We start from the raw sequence: 18,234 nt of genomic DNA on the forward strand, positions 1-18,234 counted from the left end.
TATCGGCGCAAATGCGGCCCAATCAAGATGACGAAACGCCTCGCGGCCAACATTTACGGGAAGCCAGTCTACTGGAAGGCCGTCTCCGAAAAACTTCTAAGCTTGCGCGAATGGAGCCGTTCCATCGGCATTTCCGCCAGCTTCTCCATCGCCTTGATGCCGATGGTCAGATGCTGCGCCACTTGCCGCTTGTAGAATTCAGTCGCCATGCCGGGCAGCTTCAACTCGCCGTGCAGCGGCTTGTCCGAGACACACAGCAGCGTGCCGTAGGGCACACGGAAGCGGAAGCCATTTGCGGCGATGGTGGCCGATTCCATGTCGAGCGCGATGGCGCGTGACTGCGACAGCCGTTGCACCGGTCCGCGCTGGTCGCGCAGCTCCCAGTTGCGGTTGTCGATAGTGGCGACGGTGCCGGTGCGCATGATGCGCTTGAGATCGTAGCCGGAAAGCCCGGTGACTTCGGCGACCGCCTCCTGCAGCGCCACCTGGATCTCGGCCAGCGGCGGGATCGGCACCCACACCGGCAGGTCGTCGTCCAGCACATGGTCCTCCCTGACATAGGCATGCGCCAGCACATAGTCGCCCAGCGCCTGCGTGTTGCGCAGGCCGGCGCAATGGCCGAGCATCAGCCAGGCATGTGGCCTGAGCACCGCGATATGGTCGGTGATCGTCTTGGCGTTGGATGGGCCGACGCCGATGTTGACCATGGTGATGCCGCCATGGTTCGGCTTCTTCAGATGGTAGGCCGGCATCTGCGGCAGGCGCGGCGTCGCCACGCCTTCGCTGGGCGCGCTCTGCCCGGCCTTGGTGACGACATTGCCTGGCTCGACGAATTCGGTATAGCCGTGGCCGCCTCCCGCCATCTGGGTCCGGGCGCGGGCGACGAATTCATCGATGTAGAACTGGTAGTTGGTGAACAGCACGAAGTTCTGGAAATGCTGCGGGCTGGTCGCCGTGTAATGCGTCATGCGGTGCAGCGAATAGTCGATGCGCTGCGCCGTGAATGGCGCGAGCGGCCTCGGTTCGCCGAACGCCACTTCGAATGTGCCATTGGCGATCTGGTCGTCGGTGCCGTCGAGATCCGGAACGTCGAACAGGTCGCGGATCGGCCGCTTGATGCGCTCGGCGGCGGCGCCGTCGACATGCGTGCCTTCTAGGAAGGCGAAATGCAGCGGGATCGGCGTGGTCGATTCCGAAACCGTCACCGGAACGCCGTGATTGCGCATGATCAGCCGAAGCTGCTCGACGAGATAGGTTTCGAACAGCGCCGGCTGAGTGATGGTGGTCGAGAAATGCCCCGGCGTCGGCATATGGCCATACGCCTGGCGCGAGTCGATCTGGGTGAATGAATTGGTGGTGACGCCGATCTCCGGGTAGAAGGCGCGGTAGCGCTTGCTCTCGTCGCCGCCGGCGGCAAGTGCCGCAAAGGAATCACGCAGGAATTTGGTGTTGCGGTCGTAGAGCCCCTGCAACGCGGCCACGGCCTTTTTGGCGTCGTCGAAGCTCTTCTTGCCGAAAGGCTCCGGCATGACGACCGATTCGATAGCTTGTGGGTAGATTCGCTTTTCCATGTCTCAATATAGAGACTCAGAAGAGCACTTGGGAGGGGGAGGGTGGCCACCAAGACGGCCAAGGCGAAGATTTTGTTCTACACCTTACCCGCGCTGCAGGCTGACCAGCAGGACAAAGCCAACGCCATGCTTCTTCGTCGCCGGCGCGTCGATCGTGGTGTCGGCGCCGGCCCGCATCATCGGCATTGCCAGAACCGGCGCCGACAGCACGATCAGGACGAGCGCCGCCCGCGGCAGAAGCCGGAGGGTCTTGAGGGCGTTGATGGCTGTGCGGTTCATGGCTTTGGCTTTTCTGTCTGGATCTACGTCTTTGTCGTCTCAGGGGCGAAAATGGTTCATGCAATCGAACTGGCAGGCGTTGGAACTTGCTGCATCCCAGGAGCGCGCCGGACGGCCGGCCTCGGCCACGAGAATGGCGAAGAACATGCCGAACAGGCTCATCAACAGGCAGACGATGGTGAAGCGGCGAGCGAGCATTTGCGTGGTGTCTCCTTGAACACGCCTTCAAAATGCCCTCATGCGACTGAACCGGCTCTGATGCCGGCGTTCATCTGCGGTTCAAAGTGATTGACGATGTTTCAGGGAGCGCGTCGGCTCGGCTACGAGGCCGCGAGGTGCCGATGCGGGTATGTCGTGGACCGTCCTGGAAAAAAAACGGGGCCTGTGAAGGCCCCGTTGTCGTCATGTCAAAACAGCAAGCTCAGAGCTTGTGCCAGGTCTGGCTCTTGCAGATCAGCCCGCCGAGCACGCAGCCGCTCATCTTCAGCGAGGTACCCGACAGTGTGGCCTTGCCGGAATAGGTCTTGTCGTTTGCCGGATCCGTGATGTTGCCGGCATATTTGTTGTCGCCGGCCGGCTTGAGCGAGCCGATGGTCTTGCCGGCATATTTGCCGGTCTTCAGTGTGATGGAGAATGAGCCGCTGCCGCCGATGAGTGCGGTGTCGCCGGCTTGCGTCTTCCAATTGCCTTCGATCGGATCGGCCCAGGCCGCGCTCGCCATCATCACTGTAGCCGCCAGGGCCAAGCTCACTTTCCGAAACATATCTGTCCTCCCTGTGGTTTTAGGTGGGGCGCCCGCCTCTCTGCCCCTTACGCAAACGTAAGCTAATCCAGCTCCCGGCAAAACAAAAGCGGGTGCCGTGAGGGAAGGGTTTGCAATTTTCATGAGGGTCGAGAAAGCGCTCAGCGACCAGGAAATGAAACGATCGAGGCGTCGGCTTTGGTTTCCGTGGTTAGCAGAGTGTTGACCGGTGCCCCACAAATTTTCGTCAAATCCGGCGCGAAACGGCGCGGTTGCTGACTTTGTATCCTTAACGAATTTCCGCGTTTACCTCTTGTTTTAGCTTTGTTTTCTCCAAATTAAGCACGCCATTTAACGACGAATTCAAGGCTCGGCTTCATTCTCGAAAGCATCGAAAGAGCGGCTCCCCAGGGGACACCGGGGGACAGAAAAGGCCCGCTCTCGGGAGCCAGACAGGGGACTAAAATGGCACGTTTTGAAATGCTTGAAGCCGGCTTCGGCGCCATGGGGGCAACTGCCCAGGCCGACATTCTTTTCGAACTGGGCATGATGTATGCGACCGGCCGCGATTGCGAGACCGATGTCGTTGCCGCCCACAAATGGTTCAACATCGCCGCCATCAAGGGCTCGATCCGCGCCGCCGAACTGCGCTCGGAACTGTCGGCCGCAATGTCCAAGGTCGAGATCGCCAGGGCGCTGCGCGAAGCCCGCGAATGGATGACCATGCACTGAGATCGCCGGTCTCGGGCAGATGTACGAAAGACAGGGAAGCTCCGGGATCAAGACCGCATAGACGGCCGGAACCGGTGGAACAACAAGGCCGCGACAAGACGGTCGACGACGAAAGACAAGAACGCGGCAGGCCGATTGGCCCAGTCGTGCACGGCAATGGGGACGGCGAGCAGATTTTCGTGGCGCGGGGGCGCATGGGGATCGCTTGACGAGCAAAAGCCACGACCGGCCGGGAACAGGCTGGCGTGGCTTTTTGCGTTGATGAGGCCCAATCGAGTGGCGCCGATGCGCCTAGACAGGCCCAATGAAGGATGAAATTGTCCCGCCTTCTGAAAGAAGCGCGGCCGGTACGGCTGCGCCAGTGTGGGAGGAGTTCTATCACCATGAAAAAAATGGGTATTTTGAGCGCGGCCGTATTTGGCCTGATGATGAGCGCGCCGGTTGCCTTTGCCGACGACATCACCATTTCGGTGGTCGGCCCGATGACCGGACAGCTCGCCACGATCGGCGATCAGTTCAAGCAGGGCGCAACGGCAGCCGCCGACGCGATCAACGCCGCCGGCGGTGTCAACGGCTCGATGATCAAGCTCGACATCGAGGACGACCAGTGCGATCCCAAGCAGGCGGTTTCGGTGGCCAACCGGATCGTTGCCAACGGCGTCAAGTTTATTGACGGCCATGCCTGCTCGGGCTCCGCCATCCCGGCCTCCGCCGTCTATGCCGAAGCCGGCGCGCTGATGATGAGCCCGTCCGCCTCCAATCCCGAGCTGACCGACGCCGCCGCCAAGGCCGGCTGGCCGACGATCATGCGCCTCTACACGCGCGACGATGCGCAGGGCGCCTTCATGGGCCCATGGATCGCCAAGAAGTATGCCAGCAAGAATGTCGTCATCCTGCATGACAAGAGCGCCTACGGCCAGGGCGTTGCCGATGCCGTCAAGGCGACGATGAATGCCGGCGGCCTCAAGGAAGTCGACTATGAAGGCATCAATGCCGGCGAGAAGGACTATTCGGCGCTCGTCACCAAGCTGAAGGACCTCAAGGCCGACGTCGTCTATTTCGGTGGCTATCACCCTGAAGCCGGGTTGATCCTGCGTCAGTCGGCCGAGCAGAGCGTCAAGTTCCAGCTGATCATGCCGGACTCGATCGCCACGCCGGAATTCTGGCAGGTCGCTGGCCCAGCCGGCGAGGGCACAATGTTCGTCTTCCCGTCCGACCCGCAGGCCAAGCCGGAAGCCAAGGACGCCATCGCCAAGATCAAGGCCGGCGGCTTCGTGCCGGAAGGCTTCACGCTGTTCTCCTACGCCGTCGTTCAGGCGTTTGCAGAGGGCGTCAAGCGCGCCGGAACCGACGATCCGGTCAAGGTCGCCGAAGCACTGAAGAACGGTACGCCGTTCAGCACCGTGGTCGGCGAGGTCACCTTCGACGAGAAGGGCGATCTGAAGAACGCCAGCTACGATATCAACCAGTGGCATGACGGCAAATACGCGCCGATCGCGCAGTAAGCGACACTGTACTCATGGAAATGGCCGGGCTTTCCCCGGCCATTTTTCATGTGGGCATCTTGCTGGCTATGCAGCCTCTTCAACGAAGCGCACGAGCACGGTTCCGTCGGTGACCTGCGCGCCTTCCGCCGCGATCTCGGCGATGACGCCGTCATGGCTGGCTGCGATCGTGTGCTCCATCTTCATCGCTTCCAGGATCAGCAGAGGCTGGCCCTTGGTCACGGCTTCGCCCTTGGCCGCGCGCACCAGCTTGACCAGGCCGGGCATCGGCGCGCGCAGACTGCCGGAAGCGGCGGCGGCTTCATCGGTTCGCGCCAGCGGATCCGGGACGAGGAAACTGTAGCCGACCGCGCCTTCGAACACGGTGACGTGGCCTGGCCAGCGGGCAAGGCGAGGGGAGACGCGAAGATCGTGCGAATTGACGCTGTCATAGGGCGCGTCCAGCGCCACCTCGAAGCGCCCATCCGGCCGCACCGAAACACGTGCCAGAATATCGTCCTCGCCATGGCGCAGCCGCGTGCGCCGCGCAACAGTGTGGAAATGTGCATAGCCGGCAAGCGACGACCACGGATCGTCCGATGGTGGCAACGCACCGGCGCCGGCCGCGGCAAGGGCTGCCGCGGCAACGATCTCGCCGCTCGGTGGGGCGACCGCGGTCAGCGCTTCCTGATGCCTGCCGATCAGGCCGGTATCGACGTCGCCGGCGGAAAAGTCGGTATCGGCGGCAAGTGCTGCGAGAAAGGCGGTGTTGACCGTCGAGCCGGCAATCTCGGTCTGCGACAACGCTGTGCCGAGCGCGTCGAGCGCCGCTTGCCTGTCCCTGGCGTGGACCACCAGCTTGGCGATCATCGGATCGTAGAAGGGCGAGATCGCATCGCCGGTCCGCACGCCGGTCTCGATGCGCATCGTGGCGCCTTCGGGAGCGCTGTCGGGAAACGCCAGATGATGCAGCGTGCCGGTCGCCGGCAGAAACCCTTTCGCCGCGTCCTCGGCGTAGATCCGTGCCTCGAAGGCGTGCCCGGAAAGTGCAATCTCGCTCTGCGTCTTCGGCAGCTTTTCGCCGCTGGCAACCCTGAGCTGCCACTCGACAAGATCGGTGTCGGTGACCATTTCGGTGACGGGATGCTCGACCTGCAGGCGGGTGTTCATTTCCATGAACCAGAAGCGGTCGGCCTTTAGCCCTTGCGAGGCGTCGACGATAAATTCGATCGTGCCGGCGCCCGAATAGCTGATCGCCTTGGCAGCCTTCACCGCAGCTTCCGTCATCGCCTTGCGCAACGCCGGTGTCATGCCGGGTGCGGGTGCTTCCTCGATCACTTTCTGATGGCGCCGCTGCGCCGAGCAGTCGCGCTCGTAGAGATGCACGGCGTTGCCAAAATTGTCGCCGAACACCTGAACCTCGATGTGGCGCGGCTTGTCGACATATTTTTCGACCAGCACGCGGTCATCGCCAAACGCGGCCTTGGCCTCGCGCCGTGCACCCGACAGCGCCTCGGAGAAATCGTCGGGGCGCTCGACACGGCGCATGCCCTTGCCACCGCCGCCGGCGCGCGCCTTGATCAGCACGGGATAGCCGATCTCGCGCGCCTTGGACGCCAGCAGCACAATCTCCTGCGCTTCGCCATGATAGCCCGGCACGACCGGCACGCCGGCCTTTTCCATCAGCCGTTTGGCTGCGTCCTTCAGACCCATGGCGCGGATCGAGGCCGCCGACGGGCCGATGAAGATGAGCCCTGCCGCCACCACCTGATCGACGAAGTCGGGGTTTTCCGAGAGAAAGCCGTAGCCGGGGTGGATTGCTTCGGCGCCTGTCGCCAGCGCGGCCGCGACAATCTTGTCGCCGCGCAGATAGCTTTCGCCGACCGGCGAAGCGCCGATATGCACCGCCTCGTCGGCCATTTCGACATGCAGGGCTTTCGCATCGGCGTCGGAATAGACGGCAACGGTGCGCACGCCGAGCCTGCGCGCAGTGCGGATCACCCGGCAGGCGATCTCGCCGCGATTGGCGATCAGGATCTTGGCGAACATGGAGCCTCCAGCGTTTGCCTTAGGCGCCGCCGCTTTGCGCCCCGTTTCCCGCAAGCCCTCAACACACCCTGCGATGGCATCAGGGTGTCGTCAAAAACCTGTGGTGAATAGCTTCCGCCTACTTGGACGCCGCGATTTCGCAAGCGCCTCCGGTCGTGACTTTCCATTTGCTGCGGCCTGCCTGGCAGGATTTCAAGGCCGCGTCTTCGGCAGCCTTTTGGGATGGTGCGTTCACGCGCGAGCCGCAGATTATATATAACGACCTTACCCGCATATACGGTGTGGTCGCATAGGCCGAATGGCCGCTGGCTGCCACATAGGCATTGTAAGCCTTGGTGCAGGGGTCTTTTGGGTTTTTCGGCAATTCCGGCCAGAAGCGAACCTCGCCCTTGCTTCCCGCCAGCGACGCTGCAGCGCCGACGCCAGGCGCGACAAATATTAGGAGTCCTGCAAGTATCGAGATGGCCGACTTGCGACAATATTTCAGATTCACGTTCACCCAACCCCAATTGCCCAATTCGAGACGAGCAGTAGCGAATATTTTGCACGCCCGCCAGATCGCTGGTGGAAATTCGTATTTGCAGGCGGGAAGAAATCTGTTGGGTCATCAAGTTCAGCGCCTATCAAGGCCAGCAACGGCGCGTCGGTATAGTTCAGCGGTTTCGTCATCGAAGCAGCAGAAAACAACGGTCTCGGGCAGGGCATTCTGTCGTAGGAAGTCATTTGTTGTGCCGACGGCAATGTCTGCCGCCTCATTCTTCGGATAACGGTAGATACCGGTCGAGATCGCCGGAAAGGCTACCGTCCGGCAGTCATGGGCGCGTGCGATTTCGAGCGACCGGCGATAGCAGGAAGCGAGCAGTCCGGCTTCGCCCTTGCTGCCACCTTGCCAGACAGGTCCGACCGTGTGGATGATGTAGCGCGCCGGCAGCCTGTAGCCCTTTGTGAGCTTTGCATCACCGACCTTGCAGCCATTCAGCATCCGGCATTCGAATTCGAGCTCCGGGCCGGCCGCACGGTGAATGGCGCCGTCGACACCGCCGCCGCCAAGCAGCGAGGAATTGGCGGCATTGACGATGGCGTCGACATCCAGCTTCGTGATATCGCTGGTGTGAATTCTGATCCGTTCGCTGAGCATGCTCATCTCACATCCTGAACACGCCGAACTTCGTTTCTTCGATGTCGGCGTTGAGCGCGGCCGACAGGCTGAGCGCCAGCACCTCGCGTGTTTTCGCCGGATCGATGATACCGTCGTCCCACAGCCGTGCCGAGGAATAGAGCGGATGGCCCTCATGCTCGTATTTCATCAGGATCGGCTTCTTGAATTTTGCTTCCTCGTCCGCGCTCCACTCGCCGCCCTTGCGCTCGATGCCCTCGCGCTTGACCACCGCTAGCACGGTTGCTGCCTGTTCGCCGCCCATCACCGAAATGCGGGCGTTCGGCCACATCCACAGGAAGCGTGGCGAATAGGCGCGCCCGCACATGCCGTAATTGCCGGCGCCGAACGAACCGCCGATGATCATCGTCACCTTCGGCACGCGCGCGGTAGCGACCGCCATCACCAGCTTGGCGCCGTCCTTGGCGATGCCGCCGGCCTCGTATTTTCGCCCGACCATGAAGCCGGTGATGTTTTGCAGGAAGATCAGCGGGATCTTGCGCTGGCAGCACAGCTCGATGAAATGCGCGCCCTTCAGCGCGCTTTCCGAAAACAGCACGCCATTGTTGGCGATGATGCCGACGGGCATGCCCTGGAGATGGGCAAAGCCGGTGACCAGCGTGGTGCCATAATTCTGCTTGAACTCGTCGAACTCGGAGCCGTCGACGACGCGCGCAATCACCTCGCGCACATCATAGGGCTGGCGCAGATCGGTCGGCACGATGCCGTAGAGTTCCCGCGCGTCGTGAAGCGGCGGCATGGGCTTCTGTAAGGTCAGGCTTACACTTTTGCGCCGGTTGAGGTTTTTCACAATGCGCCGGCAGATGGCCAGCGCATGTTCGTCGTCCAGCGCGTAGTGGTCGGCGACCCCGGACAACCTGGTGTGCACATCGGCGCCGCCCAGATCCTCGGCGCTGACGTCTTCGCCTGTGGCCGCCTTCACCAGCGGCGGGCCGCCAAGGAAAATGGTCGCCTGATTGCGCACCATGATCGTCTCGTCAGACATTGCCGGTACATAGGCGCCGCCTGCTGTGCACGAGCCCATGACGCAGGCGATCTGCGGGATGCCGGCCGCCGACATGTTGGCCTGATTGTAGAAGATGCGGCCGAAATGCTCGCGGTCGGGAAACACCTCGTCCTGGTTGGGCAGATTGGCGCCGCCGCTGTCGACCAGATAGATGCAAGGCAGATTGTTCTGCAGCGCGATCTCCTGCGCCCGCAAATGCTTCTTCACCGTCAGCGGGTAATAGGTTCCGCCCTTCACCGTGGCGTCGTTGACGATGACCATCACCTCGGTACCCTCGACACGGCCGACGCCGGCAATCATGCCGGCCGAGGAAATCTCCTCACCATACATCGACCATGCCGCGAACTGGCCGATCTCGAGGAAGGGCGAGCCGGTGTCGAGCAATTGCGCCAGCCGCTCGCGCGGCAACAGTTTCCCGCGCGAAACATGGCGCTCGCGCGCCTCGTCCGAACCGCCGCGCTCGACGCTCGCCGCCTTGTCGGCGACGTCGGCGACCAGCGCGCGCATGCGTTCGGCATTGGCGCGGAAGGTTTCGGTGGAGGGTGAGATTTGAGAGGTTAGAGTGGCCATTGATAAATCCGGAATGACATCACATTCTGCTATCAAACTTCATCGCGTGTGACGGAATGGGGCTATGAAGCTTTACAAGAGGTACGCAGGCTCGATCGAGTTCGAGGACGAGGATATGGTGTTCTATGGTCGCGTCCTCGGCATTCGCGACATCGTTACGTTCGAGGCCGACACTGTCGAGGAACTGGTGAAGTCGTTTCACAGCAGCGTCGATGACTATCTCGCCTTTTGCAAGGAGCGTGGCACTAAACCCCCTCCGCCATGATCTCGCGTCCGATCAGCCAGCGGCGGATTTCGCTGGTGCCGGCGCCGATCTCGTAGAGCTTGGCATCGCGCAACAGCCGGCCGGTCGGATAGTCATTGATATAGCCGTTGCCGCCAAGCAGCTGGATGGCGTCGAGCGCCATCTGCGTCGCCTTTTCCGCCGCAAACAGCACGCAGCCGGCGGCGTCCTTGCGCGTCGTCTGACCGCGATCGCAGGCAGCCGCCACCGCATAGACATAGGCGCGCGCGGCGTTCATCGTCGAATACATGTCGGCCAGCTTGCCTTGCACCAGCTGGAACTCGCCGATCGGCTGGCCGAACTGCTTGCGTTCATGCACATAGGGGATCGCGACATCCAGGCACGCCGCCATCAGCCCGATCGGTCCGCCGGCAAGCACCGTGCGCTCATAGTCGAGGCCGGACATCAGCACCTCGACGCCACGCCCTTCCTCATGCAGCACGTTGTCGTAGGGAACCTCGACATTGTCGAACACCAGTTCGCCGGTGTTGGAGCCGCGCATGCCGAGCTTGTCCAGTTTTTGCGCCGTCGAAAAGCCGGCCATCTTCTTTTCGACGATGAAGGCGGTGATGCCGCGCGATTTCCGTTCCGGATCGGTCTTGGCGTAGACGACCAGCGTTTCGGCGTCGGGACCGTTGGTGATCCACATCTTCGAACCATTGAGCACATAGCGGTCGTTGCGTTTTTCGGCGCGCAGCTTGAGCGAGACGACGTCGGAGCCGGCGCCGGATTCCGACATTGCCAGCGCGCCGACCTTTTCACCCGAGCACAGCGCTGGCAGATATTTCTCCTTCTGCGCCGGTGTCGCCCAGCGATTGATCTGGTTGACGCAGAGGTTCGAATGGGCGCCGTAGGAGAGGCCGACCGAGGCGGAGGCGCGGGAAATCTCTTCCACCGCAATCACGTGGGCGAGGTAGCCCATGCCGCTGCCGCCGAAATCGGGATCGGCGGTGATGCCGAGCAGGCCGAGCGCGCCGAGTTCTTTCCACAAATGCATGGGGAATTGATTGCTGCGGTCGATCTCGGCGGCGATCGGCGCTATTTTCTCCTGGGCAAAGCGGCGCACCAGATCGCGCAGCGCCTCGATGTCTTCGTCATGCCCGAAGCTGAGCGTGTTCGTGTACATGCCGTTCCTCCGCGAAATCGATCTTCGCGCCAACCAGGCGCATGGTCATTGAAAGATATGTCGCCGTGACTTCAGCCATCGACAGCCGCTCGCCCGGCCGGAACCAGACGATGACGCCGGTCATCATCTGGATCAGCGCCATGGCGGTGAGCCCGGTGTCGTCGATGCTGAAGGTGCCGGCCTCCGCGCCGTCGCGCAGGATGGCGCGCAACTCCTTCTCATAGGCGGTGCGCATGCGCAGGATCTGCGTCAGCCGGTCATGCGACAGGCTGCGCAATTCCATGTTCGAGACATGGGTGGAATGGCGGCGCTCGATGTGGAAGGCGATGTGGTTTTCGACATAGGCGGCAAGCCGCGTCGCCGGATCGGCGGCATCGGGACGTGCGGCGTCCCAAGCTTTGATCAGCCCTTCCATATGCTCGCGCATCAGCGTGAACAGAAGGTCTTCCTTGGTAGGGAAATAGCGGTAGAGCGCGGCCGCCTGGACGCCGACTTCGGCGGCGAGCTGGCGCATCGACATCGCCTCGTAGCCGAAGCGTGCGATCAGGCTGACCGCCGCCTCGCGGACGGCGGCTTCCGTCTTTTCGCCATCGGATCCGGTCGTGCGTGCCATGAATGCCTCTCGATAGGTTCTGATAATAAAACGAACGTTCAATTAATTCAAGAGAGCAATCAGGATCGTGTCGTCTATACGATGATCCGAAAGTCGATAGGGGCGTCGCGGAGTTCGAATTCCTCGGTCTCGACCTTGGAAACCGAAGCTCCGCTTGGTCCTTGCCGTAGCCGTTCGATCATTGTCGAAACCGCGGCATCGCCACCGGCAATCCAGGTCGTCACGGTGCCGTCCCGTTCATTGCGAACCCAACCTACGAGGCCAAGCTCTATCGCTTCGCGTCGCGCCCACACCCGGTAGCCGACGCCTTGCACCTTGCCGTGGACGCGCGCCTGTACCGCCTTTCGCCGGTCATCCATCGTTATCTCCCATGAACAGAGTCTGGCGCAGGATCGAACGAAAGCAACAGGCTTGAACGGCTGGATTGTTGCTGGATCGACGGGAACCCGGCTCACACCTTCGAGATGAATGGCATCGTCCAGCAAATAGTTGACGAAATCAACTAATTCGATGAAAATCGGGCACTGCGGAAATCTTCCGGGAGAGGTGGCCGACATGCCAGCCGATCGAGATGCGTTGGTTGCCGAGATGCGCGGCTTCAACAGGTTCTACACGTGCCTGGTCGGGCTGCTCGATGAGACGCTGATGCAGAGCGCCTACACTTTGGTCGAAGCCAGGGTGCTGTTCGAACTCGGCCACCGGCCAGCTGACGTTTTTGCTGGCCCCGGCGGCGAATCGGGATTTTTGGCGAGGGCGTTCCATCTCGATCTTGCGCCTGTTGCATCGGCCCTTGCCGGCGAACTCCAACTCCCGCCGGCCCACCTCATGCGGATCCTGCGAAAATTCACGGCCGCCGGCCTGATCGAACTGCGTGCCAACCCGGACGATCGGCGCCGGCGGATCCTGTCGCTGACGGCCCGGGGCAGTGCCGCGCTGGCCACACTTCAGGCAGCGGCGAATCGTAGCCTCGCCTGTCTGACGGCCGGCCTCGCCGATGATGAAGCCGCCGAGCTTTCAGAGGCGCTGAAGCGGGTCACGCGGCTGCTCGGTGGTGGCGGCAAGGAATCGCGGGCTCTGCCGGCTGCTAGGTGATGCCGGTCTGCCGGCTGGTTCGCCCGCAGCGTCGTGCCCGTCGCCACATACCGATGGCAGCGGCCGGTCTAGAGCAATTCCAGGAAAAGTGTGAGCGGTTTTCCGTCCGGAATTGCATCAAAACAACGAGATAGAGCGGTCGCCGTTTCCGTGAAACGGTGAAACGCTCTAGTTCCCGCGCGCTGCGGCCAGCGCGCCGGGCAGTTCCTCGGCAAAGATGTCGAGCTCATGATCGAGGCCGACGCTGACCCGGATGCAGCGGTCGAGCCCTGGCGCCATAGGCTTGCGGATGAAGACGTCGCGCGACAACAGGTTTTGCAGCACCTTCAGCGCGAAGGCGCCGTCCTGGCCACAGTCTATGGTGACGAAATTGGTCGCTGACGGCAGCGGCTTCAGTCCGTTTGTCTCGGCAATCCAGGCGATGCGTGTGCGGCCGGCGTCGACCCGCGCCGCCACGCTGCGCAGCCAGTCCTGGTCGGCAAGCGCCTCGACGCCGGCGATCTGCGCCATGCGGCTGACGCCGTAATGGTTGCGGATCTTCTCGAAATCGCGGATCACCTCAGCCTCCGCCACAGCGTAACCGCAGCGAATGCCGGCCAGCCCGTAGGCCTTGGAGAAGGTGCGCATGCGGATGACATTGGGCCGCGCGACATCGATCGGCGGCAGTGCCGAGGCCGGCCCCAACTCGCCATAGGCCTCGTCGAGCACCAGCATGGTGGTTTCCGGCAAGGCTTCGATGAAGCGGGTAATCTCGCTTGCTTCCCACCAACTGCCCATCGGATTGTCGGGATTGGAGAGATAGACCAGCGGCGCTTTTTCCCTGACGACCGCAGCCAGCAGGCCGTCCAGACTTTCCTTGTCGTTCTCGTAAGGCACCGTGACCAGTCGGCCACCGACGCCGGCAATGTGGAAGTTGAAGGTCGGGTAGGCGCCGAGCGAGGTGACCACCGCGTCGCCGGGCGCCGCATACATGCGCGCCACCAGGCTGAGCAGCCCGTCTATGCCTTCGCCGACCACGACGTTCTCAGTGCCGACGCCGAGATGGCGGGCCGCGGCCTGCTTCAGATCGTAATTATCGGGATCGCAATACATCCACTGGTCGCGCGCGACGCTTTCCATGCGGGCAATAACGCGCGGCGAAGGCCCGAAACTGCTCTCATTGGCGCCGATGCGGGCGCGAAACGGGCGGCCGCGCTCACGCTCCTGCGCTTCAGGGCCGACAAACGGCACCGTAGAGGGAAGCGCGCCGACAAGCGGCGTGAGGGCAGGGCGCTGGCGCATGGTAAGGCTCACTCGAAAAGGGCCTTCTTGCTATCGTGCCCTAAGGGGCGGCGCAAGTTCTGGGCAGGCGGGAACCGTCACGCTGGATTCCTGCGGCTCTTTTTGCTAGCGAAACACGATGAGCACCCGACTGCCACCTGCTTGGTCTAAGCATTTGAAGGGCCTGTCCGGTCCGAAAGCCTCACCGGTTGTGAAAGCCAAACCCCTGCCGCGATCGCAGGCTGACGACCTGTTGCTGAAACAGGCGCTGGAGTTTCAGCAGGCGAAGCGGTTGCCCGAGGCCGAGGAATTGTGCCACCGCGTTCTGGCACGCACGCCCAACAATGCCCTTGCCCTATACATACTCGGCACGCTTGGGGTTGGTTTCGATAATGAACTGTCCATCAAGTACTTCGAACGCGCGGTCAGCCATGATCCACAAAATCCTTATTTCCACTTCAGTCTGGGCGACACGTATCTAAAGGTTGGAGAATATGCGCGTGCAATCATGCACTTGCGGCGTGCAACCGAACTGAAGCCGGATTTGGTAGACGCGTTTTGCTCGCTCGGGCTCGCTCACCTGGAGTTTGGAGAGACTGATAGCGCGCTCTCTGCTTACGAGAGAGCGCTTGAAATCAATCGCGATCATCCATTCGTCCGAACGAGCCTTGCCAGCGCCTTGATCAGCGTCGGTCGTATGGATGAAGCCGCCGCCCATCTCAAGGAATCGATTGAGCGTCGGCTTGATCTGGCGACTGCATACAGCGCCTACATTTTCAGCCGCAAATTCACGGAAGAGCCGCCTGAATTCGCATCGATGATGCGCGAACTCTCCAATCCGAATCTCGACCCAGCGTCCTCGCAACAACTACATCGTGCCGCAGGCAAACTGCTGAACGACCTTGGACGCTATGAAGATGCGATGGATCACTTCCACAGGGCGAAAGAGAACACCGGTTACTATGACCTCGCGTCCTATCGCGGCAAGATCGATTCCCTAATACGCACATTCAGCCCAGCGAATGCGGCTCCTCGAGTGGGCTACGGCGATCCCTCCGAGGTACCTGTGTTCGTACTGGGGATGCCCCGCTCAGGGACAACACTGACCGAGCAGATTTGTTCGAGTCACCCGGACGTGCACGGCGTCGGGGAAATTGGAAAGCTGCGGCGGATTGCCCTTTCATTGGGATTCACCCCAAAATCGGCGGAGGCTTTTAACCGCTCGGTCAGGTCGATGACGGCCCCACATTCGAAGGCGCTAGCTGAGGATTATCTGTCCTACGTCCGTCAAATGGCTCCAAACGCGCTGCGCATCATAGACAAAAGAACCCACAATTTTGAGCTTATCGGCCTTATCGCTACAATTTTTCCAAACGCCCGTATCATTCATTGCAGACGCGATGCAATCGATACCTGCTTGTCTTGCTTTACTTCAAATATCAATCAGGGTCACACATACATAACTGACCTCACGACGGTTGGTTTGTATTACCGTGAGTATGATCGCCTAATGCGTCACTGGCAGGCAGTTTTCCCAGGGCGAATTCTTGAAAATCGTTACGAAGACATGATTTCGGATCAGGAAGGGCAGTCGCGCCGGCTGATCGATTACCTTGGCTTGGAGTGGAACGACACCTGTCTTCGTTTTTTCGAAAAGGATAGCTCCGTCAGAACTGCCAGCAGCTGGCAGGTTCGCCAGCCGGTCTACAAATCGTCGGTCAAGCGCTGGAGAGACTACGGGAGTAAGATCCAGCCACTGATCGCTGCCTTGGGCGACCTCGCAGAGGTTTGATCAAAATAGCGGTGGATGCGATGCGGGTCCGGCCTGCAATCGAGGTTAGGCGGCAGAATCGCTGCGCCTTGCTCCCGTCGGAATGACACCGTAACGCACGCCTGATAGCCGGTCGGTTTGATCGTGGCCAGCTCCACACTGGCGGCAACGATCATGGATTGGCTGGTTCCTCGATTTGCACAGCCTCCACAAATGCAAAAAACCCGGCGGTTGCCCGCCGGGTTCGATCTTAAGCCAGCTCTGCCTGTTAGAACGAGCGCTGGAAGCGGAGGAGACCGCCGACGCTGCTCTTCTTGTCGGCGTTGGTGAAGTTGGAGAAGTCAGCGTCGTCGAACTTGCCTGCATTGAGGTAGTCGACTTCGGCCGTGACCGTGAAGCCGGGAACCACATCGTAGGCGATGTTCGCGGCGACGCCGAGGTTCTTCCAGTCGTCATATGATACCTGGAGGTTGAACGAGGTCTTCTCGTTGATGGTGTAGGTGCCACCACCCCAGAATGCCCAGTTGCCACCCCACTGCTTGTAGAAGCCGCGGCCACCGGCGTCGATCGCGTAGTTCGGATCCGTCAGGTTGTCGTCGGTGCCGTAGCCGCCCATGATGAAGAGCGACAGGTTCTGCATCGGGGTGATATCCAAACGAACCTTGCCGGCGACTTCCTCGTAGTTGCTGTCATAAGCGACGACGCCGGTGATGGCGCCCCAGCCCTGCGTGTACTTCACGCCGCCGACGACATGCGGAACGTAGCTGTCGATGGTGCCGACGGTGCCCGAGCCTTCTTCGAGAGAGACCACGGCCGAGAAACCGTTGCCCGCGTCGAAATAGTACTGGACGACGTTGGTGTCGAAATCGCCGTAAGGAACCAGCGTATCCTGGATGACGTTGCCGGCGTAGCCGATGAACGTATCGAAGGCGGATTCGTCCTTACCGACGCGAAGGCCACCGAGCTGGATCCAGGCGAAGTTCAGAGAAACGTTCTTGTTGCCGGCAGGGTTGGAGTTGAATTCATCTGCTTCCGTTGCCGGATCGTCTGCCGACGGGTAGCCGTTGCGGTTGCCGAAGTTGAAGCGGGTCTCGGTGTAGGTCTTCAAGGTGCCGAGCTCGGTTTCCTGGCCGGTCCAGGTCTTCAGCGTGAAACGGGCGTTCTTGTAGAAGGTATCCTGCTCGTCGCCGTCCTTATGGTCGAAGGACCTGGCACCATCGAACGAGCCGACGTCGCCGACGCCGATGTCGTAACGGACATAGCCGCCGATGCGCAGGCAGGTTTCGGTGCCGGGGATGTAGAAGTAGCCCGAGCCGTAAACGTCGCAAATCTTGACGTATTCAGCCGGTTCCGGCTCGGCGACGACGACGGCGTCGGCGGCGCGCGCAAGCAGACCGCTGTCCTGCTTTTCTATTTTATTTCAAATAGATGAGCCTCTTTGACGGTCAGTTGGAGCTGTTCGCAAAAAACCGCTTGCTTGCGAAGGCCTTGCCCGACCCGGTTTTGAAATATCGCTCGAGCTGCCGTGCGTTGGCCTCGGTTTCAACTCCGATATAGGCCCTCAAGACCACAGGCAGGTGAGCCTTTGTCGACGTCACATGGCCTGATCGGTGAGATTCGAATCGGCGTCGAAGGTCATTTGTCGATCCAACATAGACATCGCCGTTATGGAGCCGCAGGAAGTAGATGTACCACATGGCCCCCCTACGCTACTCCGTAGCTTCGGGCGACACTCCTACGCCCAAAATGCGGTTTCGGGTGGCCTGCCACCCGAAGCCCGCAGGGCGTAGGGTGGCGGAGAGGATGGGATTCGAACCCACGAGAAGCTTTTGACCTCTACTCCCTTAGCAGGGGAGCGCCTTCGACCACTCGGCCACCTCTCCGTTGCGCCGCTGGATAGAGAAAAGCGCCGGCACAATCAACAAGCCGGCGCGATAATCGTTGAAAAATCCGCATTCGGCTGAAGCGGCGCCTTTGCCTTGCGGCGATTCTGCGGCAGCTCATTGGCCAGCGAGTCGGTAACGGAGCCGCAATTTCGGCCGGCCATCGCCGGATTCGGCCGCATTCCAAGGCTCGGACCAAGGCTTCCGGGACCCTCAATGGTTAATGAGAGCTTTCGGACTGAGGCCAAATCGTGTCATTTGTGCAACAACGCCAGGGGATAGCACCCGGATAGGCCTTTTGCCGGTACGATCGTGGTTGAACGCCGCCGCCTCATGGGTAATGTCGAATTCGAAGGAGCGGCGCGGTGCGCATCTTTTTCGGTAGTGGGGATGGGGCAGGGAACGCTGTCCTTCAGCAAAGAATACCCAGACCCGTTTTTTAACTTTTGACTGGAGGTCAGAAAATGAACATCAAGAGCCTTCTTCTCGGCTCCGCTGCGGCCCTGATCGCAGTTTCCGGTGCGCGCGCCGCCGACGCCGTCGTCGTCGCCGAGCCGGAACCGGCTGAATACGTCAAGATTTGCGACGTTTACGGC

20 protein-coding genes and 1 tRNA gene are annotated in these 18,234 nt (G+C 61.2%); 6 read left to right on the forward strand and 15 right to left on the reverse strand.

Annotation, left to right across the window (positions count from 1 at the left end; all coding sequences use genetic code 11):
* Positions 1-68 precede the first annotated feature (68 nt).
* From AC04SH_RS27520 to AC04SH_RS27535, 4 genes are all read right to left on the reverse strand, one after another.
* Entirely contained in the window at positions 69-1,529 is a 1,461-nt protein-coding gene (locus AC04SH_RS27520) for an AMP nucleosidase (protein WP_488577349.1), read from the reverse strand.
* Positions 1,530-1,655: 126 nt separating this feature from the next.
* Positions 1,656-1,850, reverse strand: coding sequence for a hypothetical protein (locus AC04SH_RS27525; RefSeq protein WP_488577329.1), 195 nt, complete (start codon positions 1,848-1,850; stop codon positions 1,656-1,658).
* 39 nt (positions 1,851-1,889) lie between these two features.
* Positions 1,890-2,048 carry a hypothetical protein gene (locus tag AC04SH_RS27530; RefSeq protein ID WP_488577330.1) on the reverse strand — a complete coding sequence of 53 codons (159 nt, stop codon included), beginning with the start codon at positions 2,046-2,048 and terminating at the stop codon, positions 1,890-1,892.
* Between the two features lie 223 nt (positions 2,049-2,271).
* Positions 2,272-2,613 carry a DUF2147 domain-containing protein gene (locus AC04SH_RS27535; protein ID WP_488577331.1) on the reverse strand — a complete coding sequence of 114 codons (342 nt, stop codon included), beginning with the start codon at positions 2,611-2,613 and terminating at the stop codon, positions 2,272-2,274.
* A gap of 444 nt (positions 2,614-3,057) precedes the next feature.
* On the opposite strand from AC04SH_RS27535, the gene AC04SH_RS27540 reads away from it, so the two are divergent.
* Both AC04SH_RS27540 and AC04SH_RS27545 read left to right on the forward strand, forming a co-directional pair.
* Positions 3,058-3,324, forward strand: coding sequence for an SEL1-like repeat protein (locus AC04SH_RS27540; RefSeq protein WP_025583692.1), 267 nt, complete (start codon positions 3,058-3,060; stop codon positions 3,322-3,324).
* Positions 3,325-3,707: 383 nt separating this feature from the next.
* Positions 3,708-4,829 (forward strand): branched-chain amino acid ABC transporter substrate-binding protein, encoded by a 1,122-nt coding sequence (locus tag AC04SH_RS27545; protein WP_488577332.1) that lies wholly within the window; start codon positions 3,708-3,710, stop codon positions 4,827-4,829.
* 66 nt (positions 4,830-4,895) lie between these two features.
* Here AC04SH_RS27545 and AC04SH_RS27550 read toward each other — a convergent pair whose 3' ends face one another.
* The 4 genes from AC04SH_RS27550 to AC04SH_RS27565 form a co-directional block, all read right to left on the reverse strand.
* Complete coding sequence (locus tag AC04SH_RS27550; protein WP_488577333.1) at positions 4,896-6,857, reverse strand: acetyl/propionyl/methylcrotonyl-CoA carboxylase subunit alpha; 1,962 nt, start codon at positions 6,855-6,857, stop codon at positions 4,896-4,898.
* 118 nt (positions 6,858-6,975) lie between these two features.
* Entirely contained in the window at positions 6,976-7,350 is a 375-nt protein-coding gene (locus AC04SH_RS27555) for a hypothetical protein (protein ID WP_488577350.1), read from the reverse strand.
* A 120-nt stretch (positions 7,351-7,470) separates the two neighbouring features.
* Positions 7,471-8,001, reverse strand: coding sequence for an O-acetyl-ADP-ribose deacetylase (locus AC04SH_RS27560; RefSeq protein WP_488577334.1), 531 nt, complete (start codon positions 7,999-8,001; stop codon positions 7,471-7,473).
* A 1-nt stretch (position 8,002) separates the two neighbouring features.
* Positions 8,003-9,610 (reverse strand): carboxyl transferase domain-containing protein, encoded by a 1,608-nt coding sequence (locus tag AC04SH_RS27565; protein WP_488577335.1) that lies wholly within the window; start codon positions 9,608-9,610, stop codon positions 8,003-8,005.
* Positions 9,611-9,674: 64 nt separating this feature from the next.
* On the opposite strand from AC04SH_RS27565, the gene AC04SH_RS27570 reads away from it, so the two are divergent.
* Positions 9,675-9,875 (forward strand): type II toxin-antitoxin system HicB family antitoxin, encoded by a 201-nt coding sequence (locus tag AC04SH_RS27570; RefSeq protein ID WP_488577336.1) that lies wholly within the window; start codon positions 9,675-9,677, stop codon positions 9,873-9,875.
* On the opposite strand, the gene AC04SH_RS27575 is transcribed toward AC04SH_RS27570, so the two are convergent.
* The 3 genes from AC04SH_RS27575 to AC04SH_RS27585 all read right to left on the reverse strand — a co-directional run bounded on the left by AC04SH_RS27575 (position 9,856) and on the right by AC04SH_RS27585 (position 11,991).
* The gene (locus AC04SH_RS27575) at positions 9,856-11,019 is read right to left on the reverse strand and encodes an isovaleryl-CoA dehydrogenase (RefSeq protein WP_488577337.1); all 1,164 of its coding nucleotides are present in this window, start codon (positions 11,017-11,019) and stop codon (positions 9,856-9,858) included. The two genes, AC04SH_RS27570 and AC04SH_RS27575, sit on opposite strands and share 20 nt — an antisense overlap.
* Complete coding sequence (locus AC04SH_RS27580) at positions 10,988-11,632, reverse strand: TetR/AcrR family transcriptional regulator (protein WP_488577338.1); 645 nt, start codon at positions 11,630-11,632, stop codon at positions 10,988-10,990. The genes AC04SH_RS27575 and AC04SH_RS27580 overlap by 32 nt, the downstream gene beginning before the upstream one ends.
* 74 nt (positions 11,633-11,706) lie before the next feature.
* Positions 11,707-11,991 (reverse strand): acylphosphatase, encoded by a 285-nt coding sequence (locus AC04SH_RS27585; protein ID WP_488577351.1) that lies wholly within the window; start codon positions 11,989-11,991, stop codon positions 11,707-11,709.
* Positions 11,992-12,187: 196 nt separating this feature from the next.
* On the opposite strand from AC04SH_RS27585, the gene AC04SH_RS27590 reads away from it, so the two are divergent.
* Positions 12,188-12,724, forward strand: a complete 537-nt coding sequence (locus AC04SH_RS27590) for a MarR family winged helix-turn-helix transcriptional regulator (protein WP_488577339.1) — start codon at positions 12,188-12,190, stop codon at positions 12,722-12,724.
* Between the two features lie 168 nt (positions 12,725-12,892).
* On the opposite strand, the gene AC04SH_RS27595 is transcribed toward AC04SH_RS27590, so the two are convergent.
* On the reverse strand, positions 12,893-14,005 hold the full coding sequence (locus AC04SH_RS27595) for a pyridoxal phosphate-dependent aminotransferase (RefSeq protein WP_488577340.1): 1,113 nt from the start codon (positions 14,003-14,005) through the stop codon (positions 12,893-12,895).
* Between the two features lie 118 nt (positions 14,006-14,123).
* On the opposite strand from AC04SH_RS27595, the gene AC04SH_RS27600 reads away from it, so the two are divergent.
* Complete coding sequence (locus AC04SH_RS27600; protein ID WP_488577341.1) at positions 14,124-15,776, forward strand: tetratricopeptide repeat-containing sulfotransferase family protein; 1,653 nt, start codon at positions 14,124-14,126, stop codon at positions 15,774-15,776.
* Between the two features lie 247 nt (positions 15,777-16,023).
* Here AC04SH_RS27600 and AC04SH_RS27605 read toward each other — a convergent pair whose 3' ends face one another.
* The 3 genes from AC04SH_RS27605 to AC04SH_RS27615 form a co-directional block, all read right to left on the reverse strand.
* A complete protein-coding gene (locus AC04SH_RS27605) occupies positions 16,024-17,169 on the reverse strand; it encodes a porin (RefSeq protein ID WP_488577352.1) in 1,146 nt (381 codons plus the stop codon).
* A 31-nt stretch (positions 17,170-17,200) separates the two neighbouring features.
* The gene (locus AC04SH_RS27610) at positions 17,201-17,452 is read right to left on the reverse strand and encodes a GIY-YIG nuclease family protein (protein ID WP_488577342.1); all 252 of its coding nucleotides are present in this window, start codon (positions 17,450-17,452) and stop codon (positions 17,201-17,203) included.
* Between the two features lie 95 nt (positions 17,453-17,547).
* Positions 17,548-17,638, reverse strand: a tRNA-Ser gene (locus AC04SH_RS27615).
* Positions 17,639-18,102: 464 nt separating this feature from the next.
* On the opposite strand from AC04SH_RS27615, the gene AC04SH_RS27620 reads away from it, so the two are divergent.
* Positions 18,103-18,234, forward strand: a 132-nt coding sequence (locus AC04SH_RS27620) for a porin (protein ID WP_366015734.1), incomplete at its 3' end; no start/stop codon positions are given.

This window comes from Mesorhizobium sp. CNPSo 4688 (genome assembly GCF_057784295.1).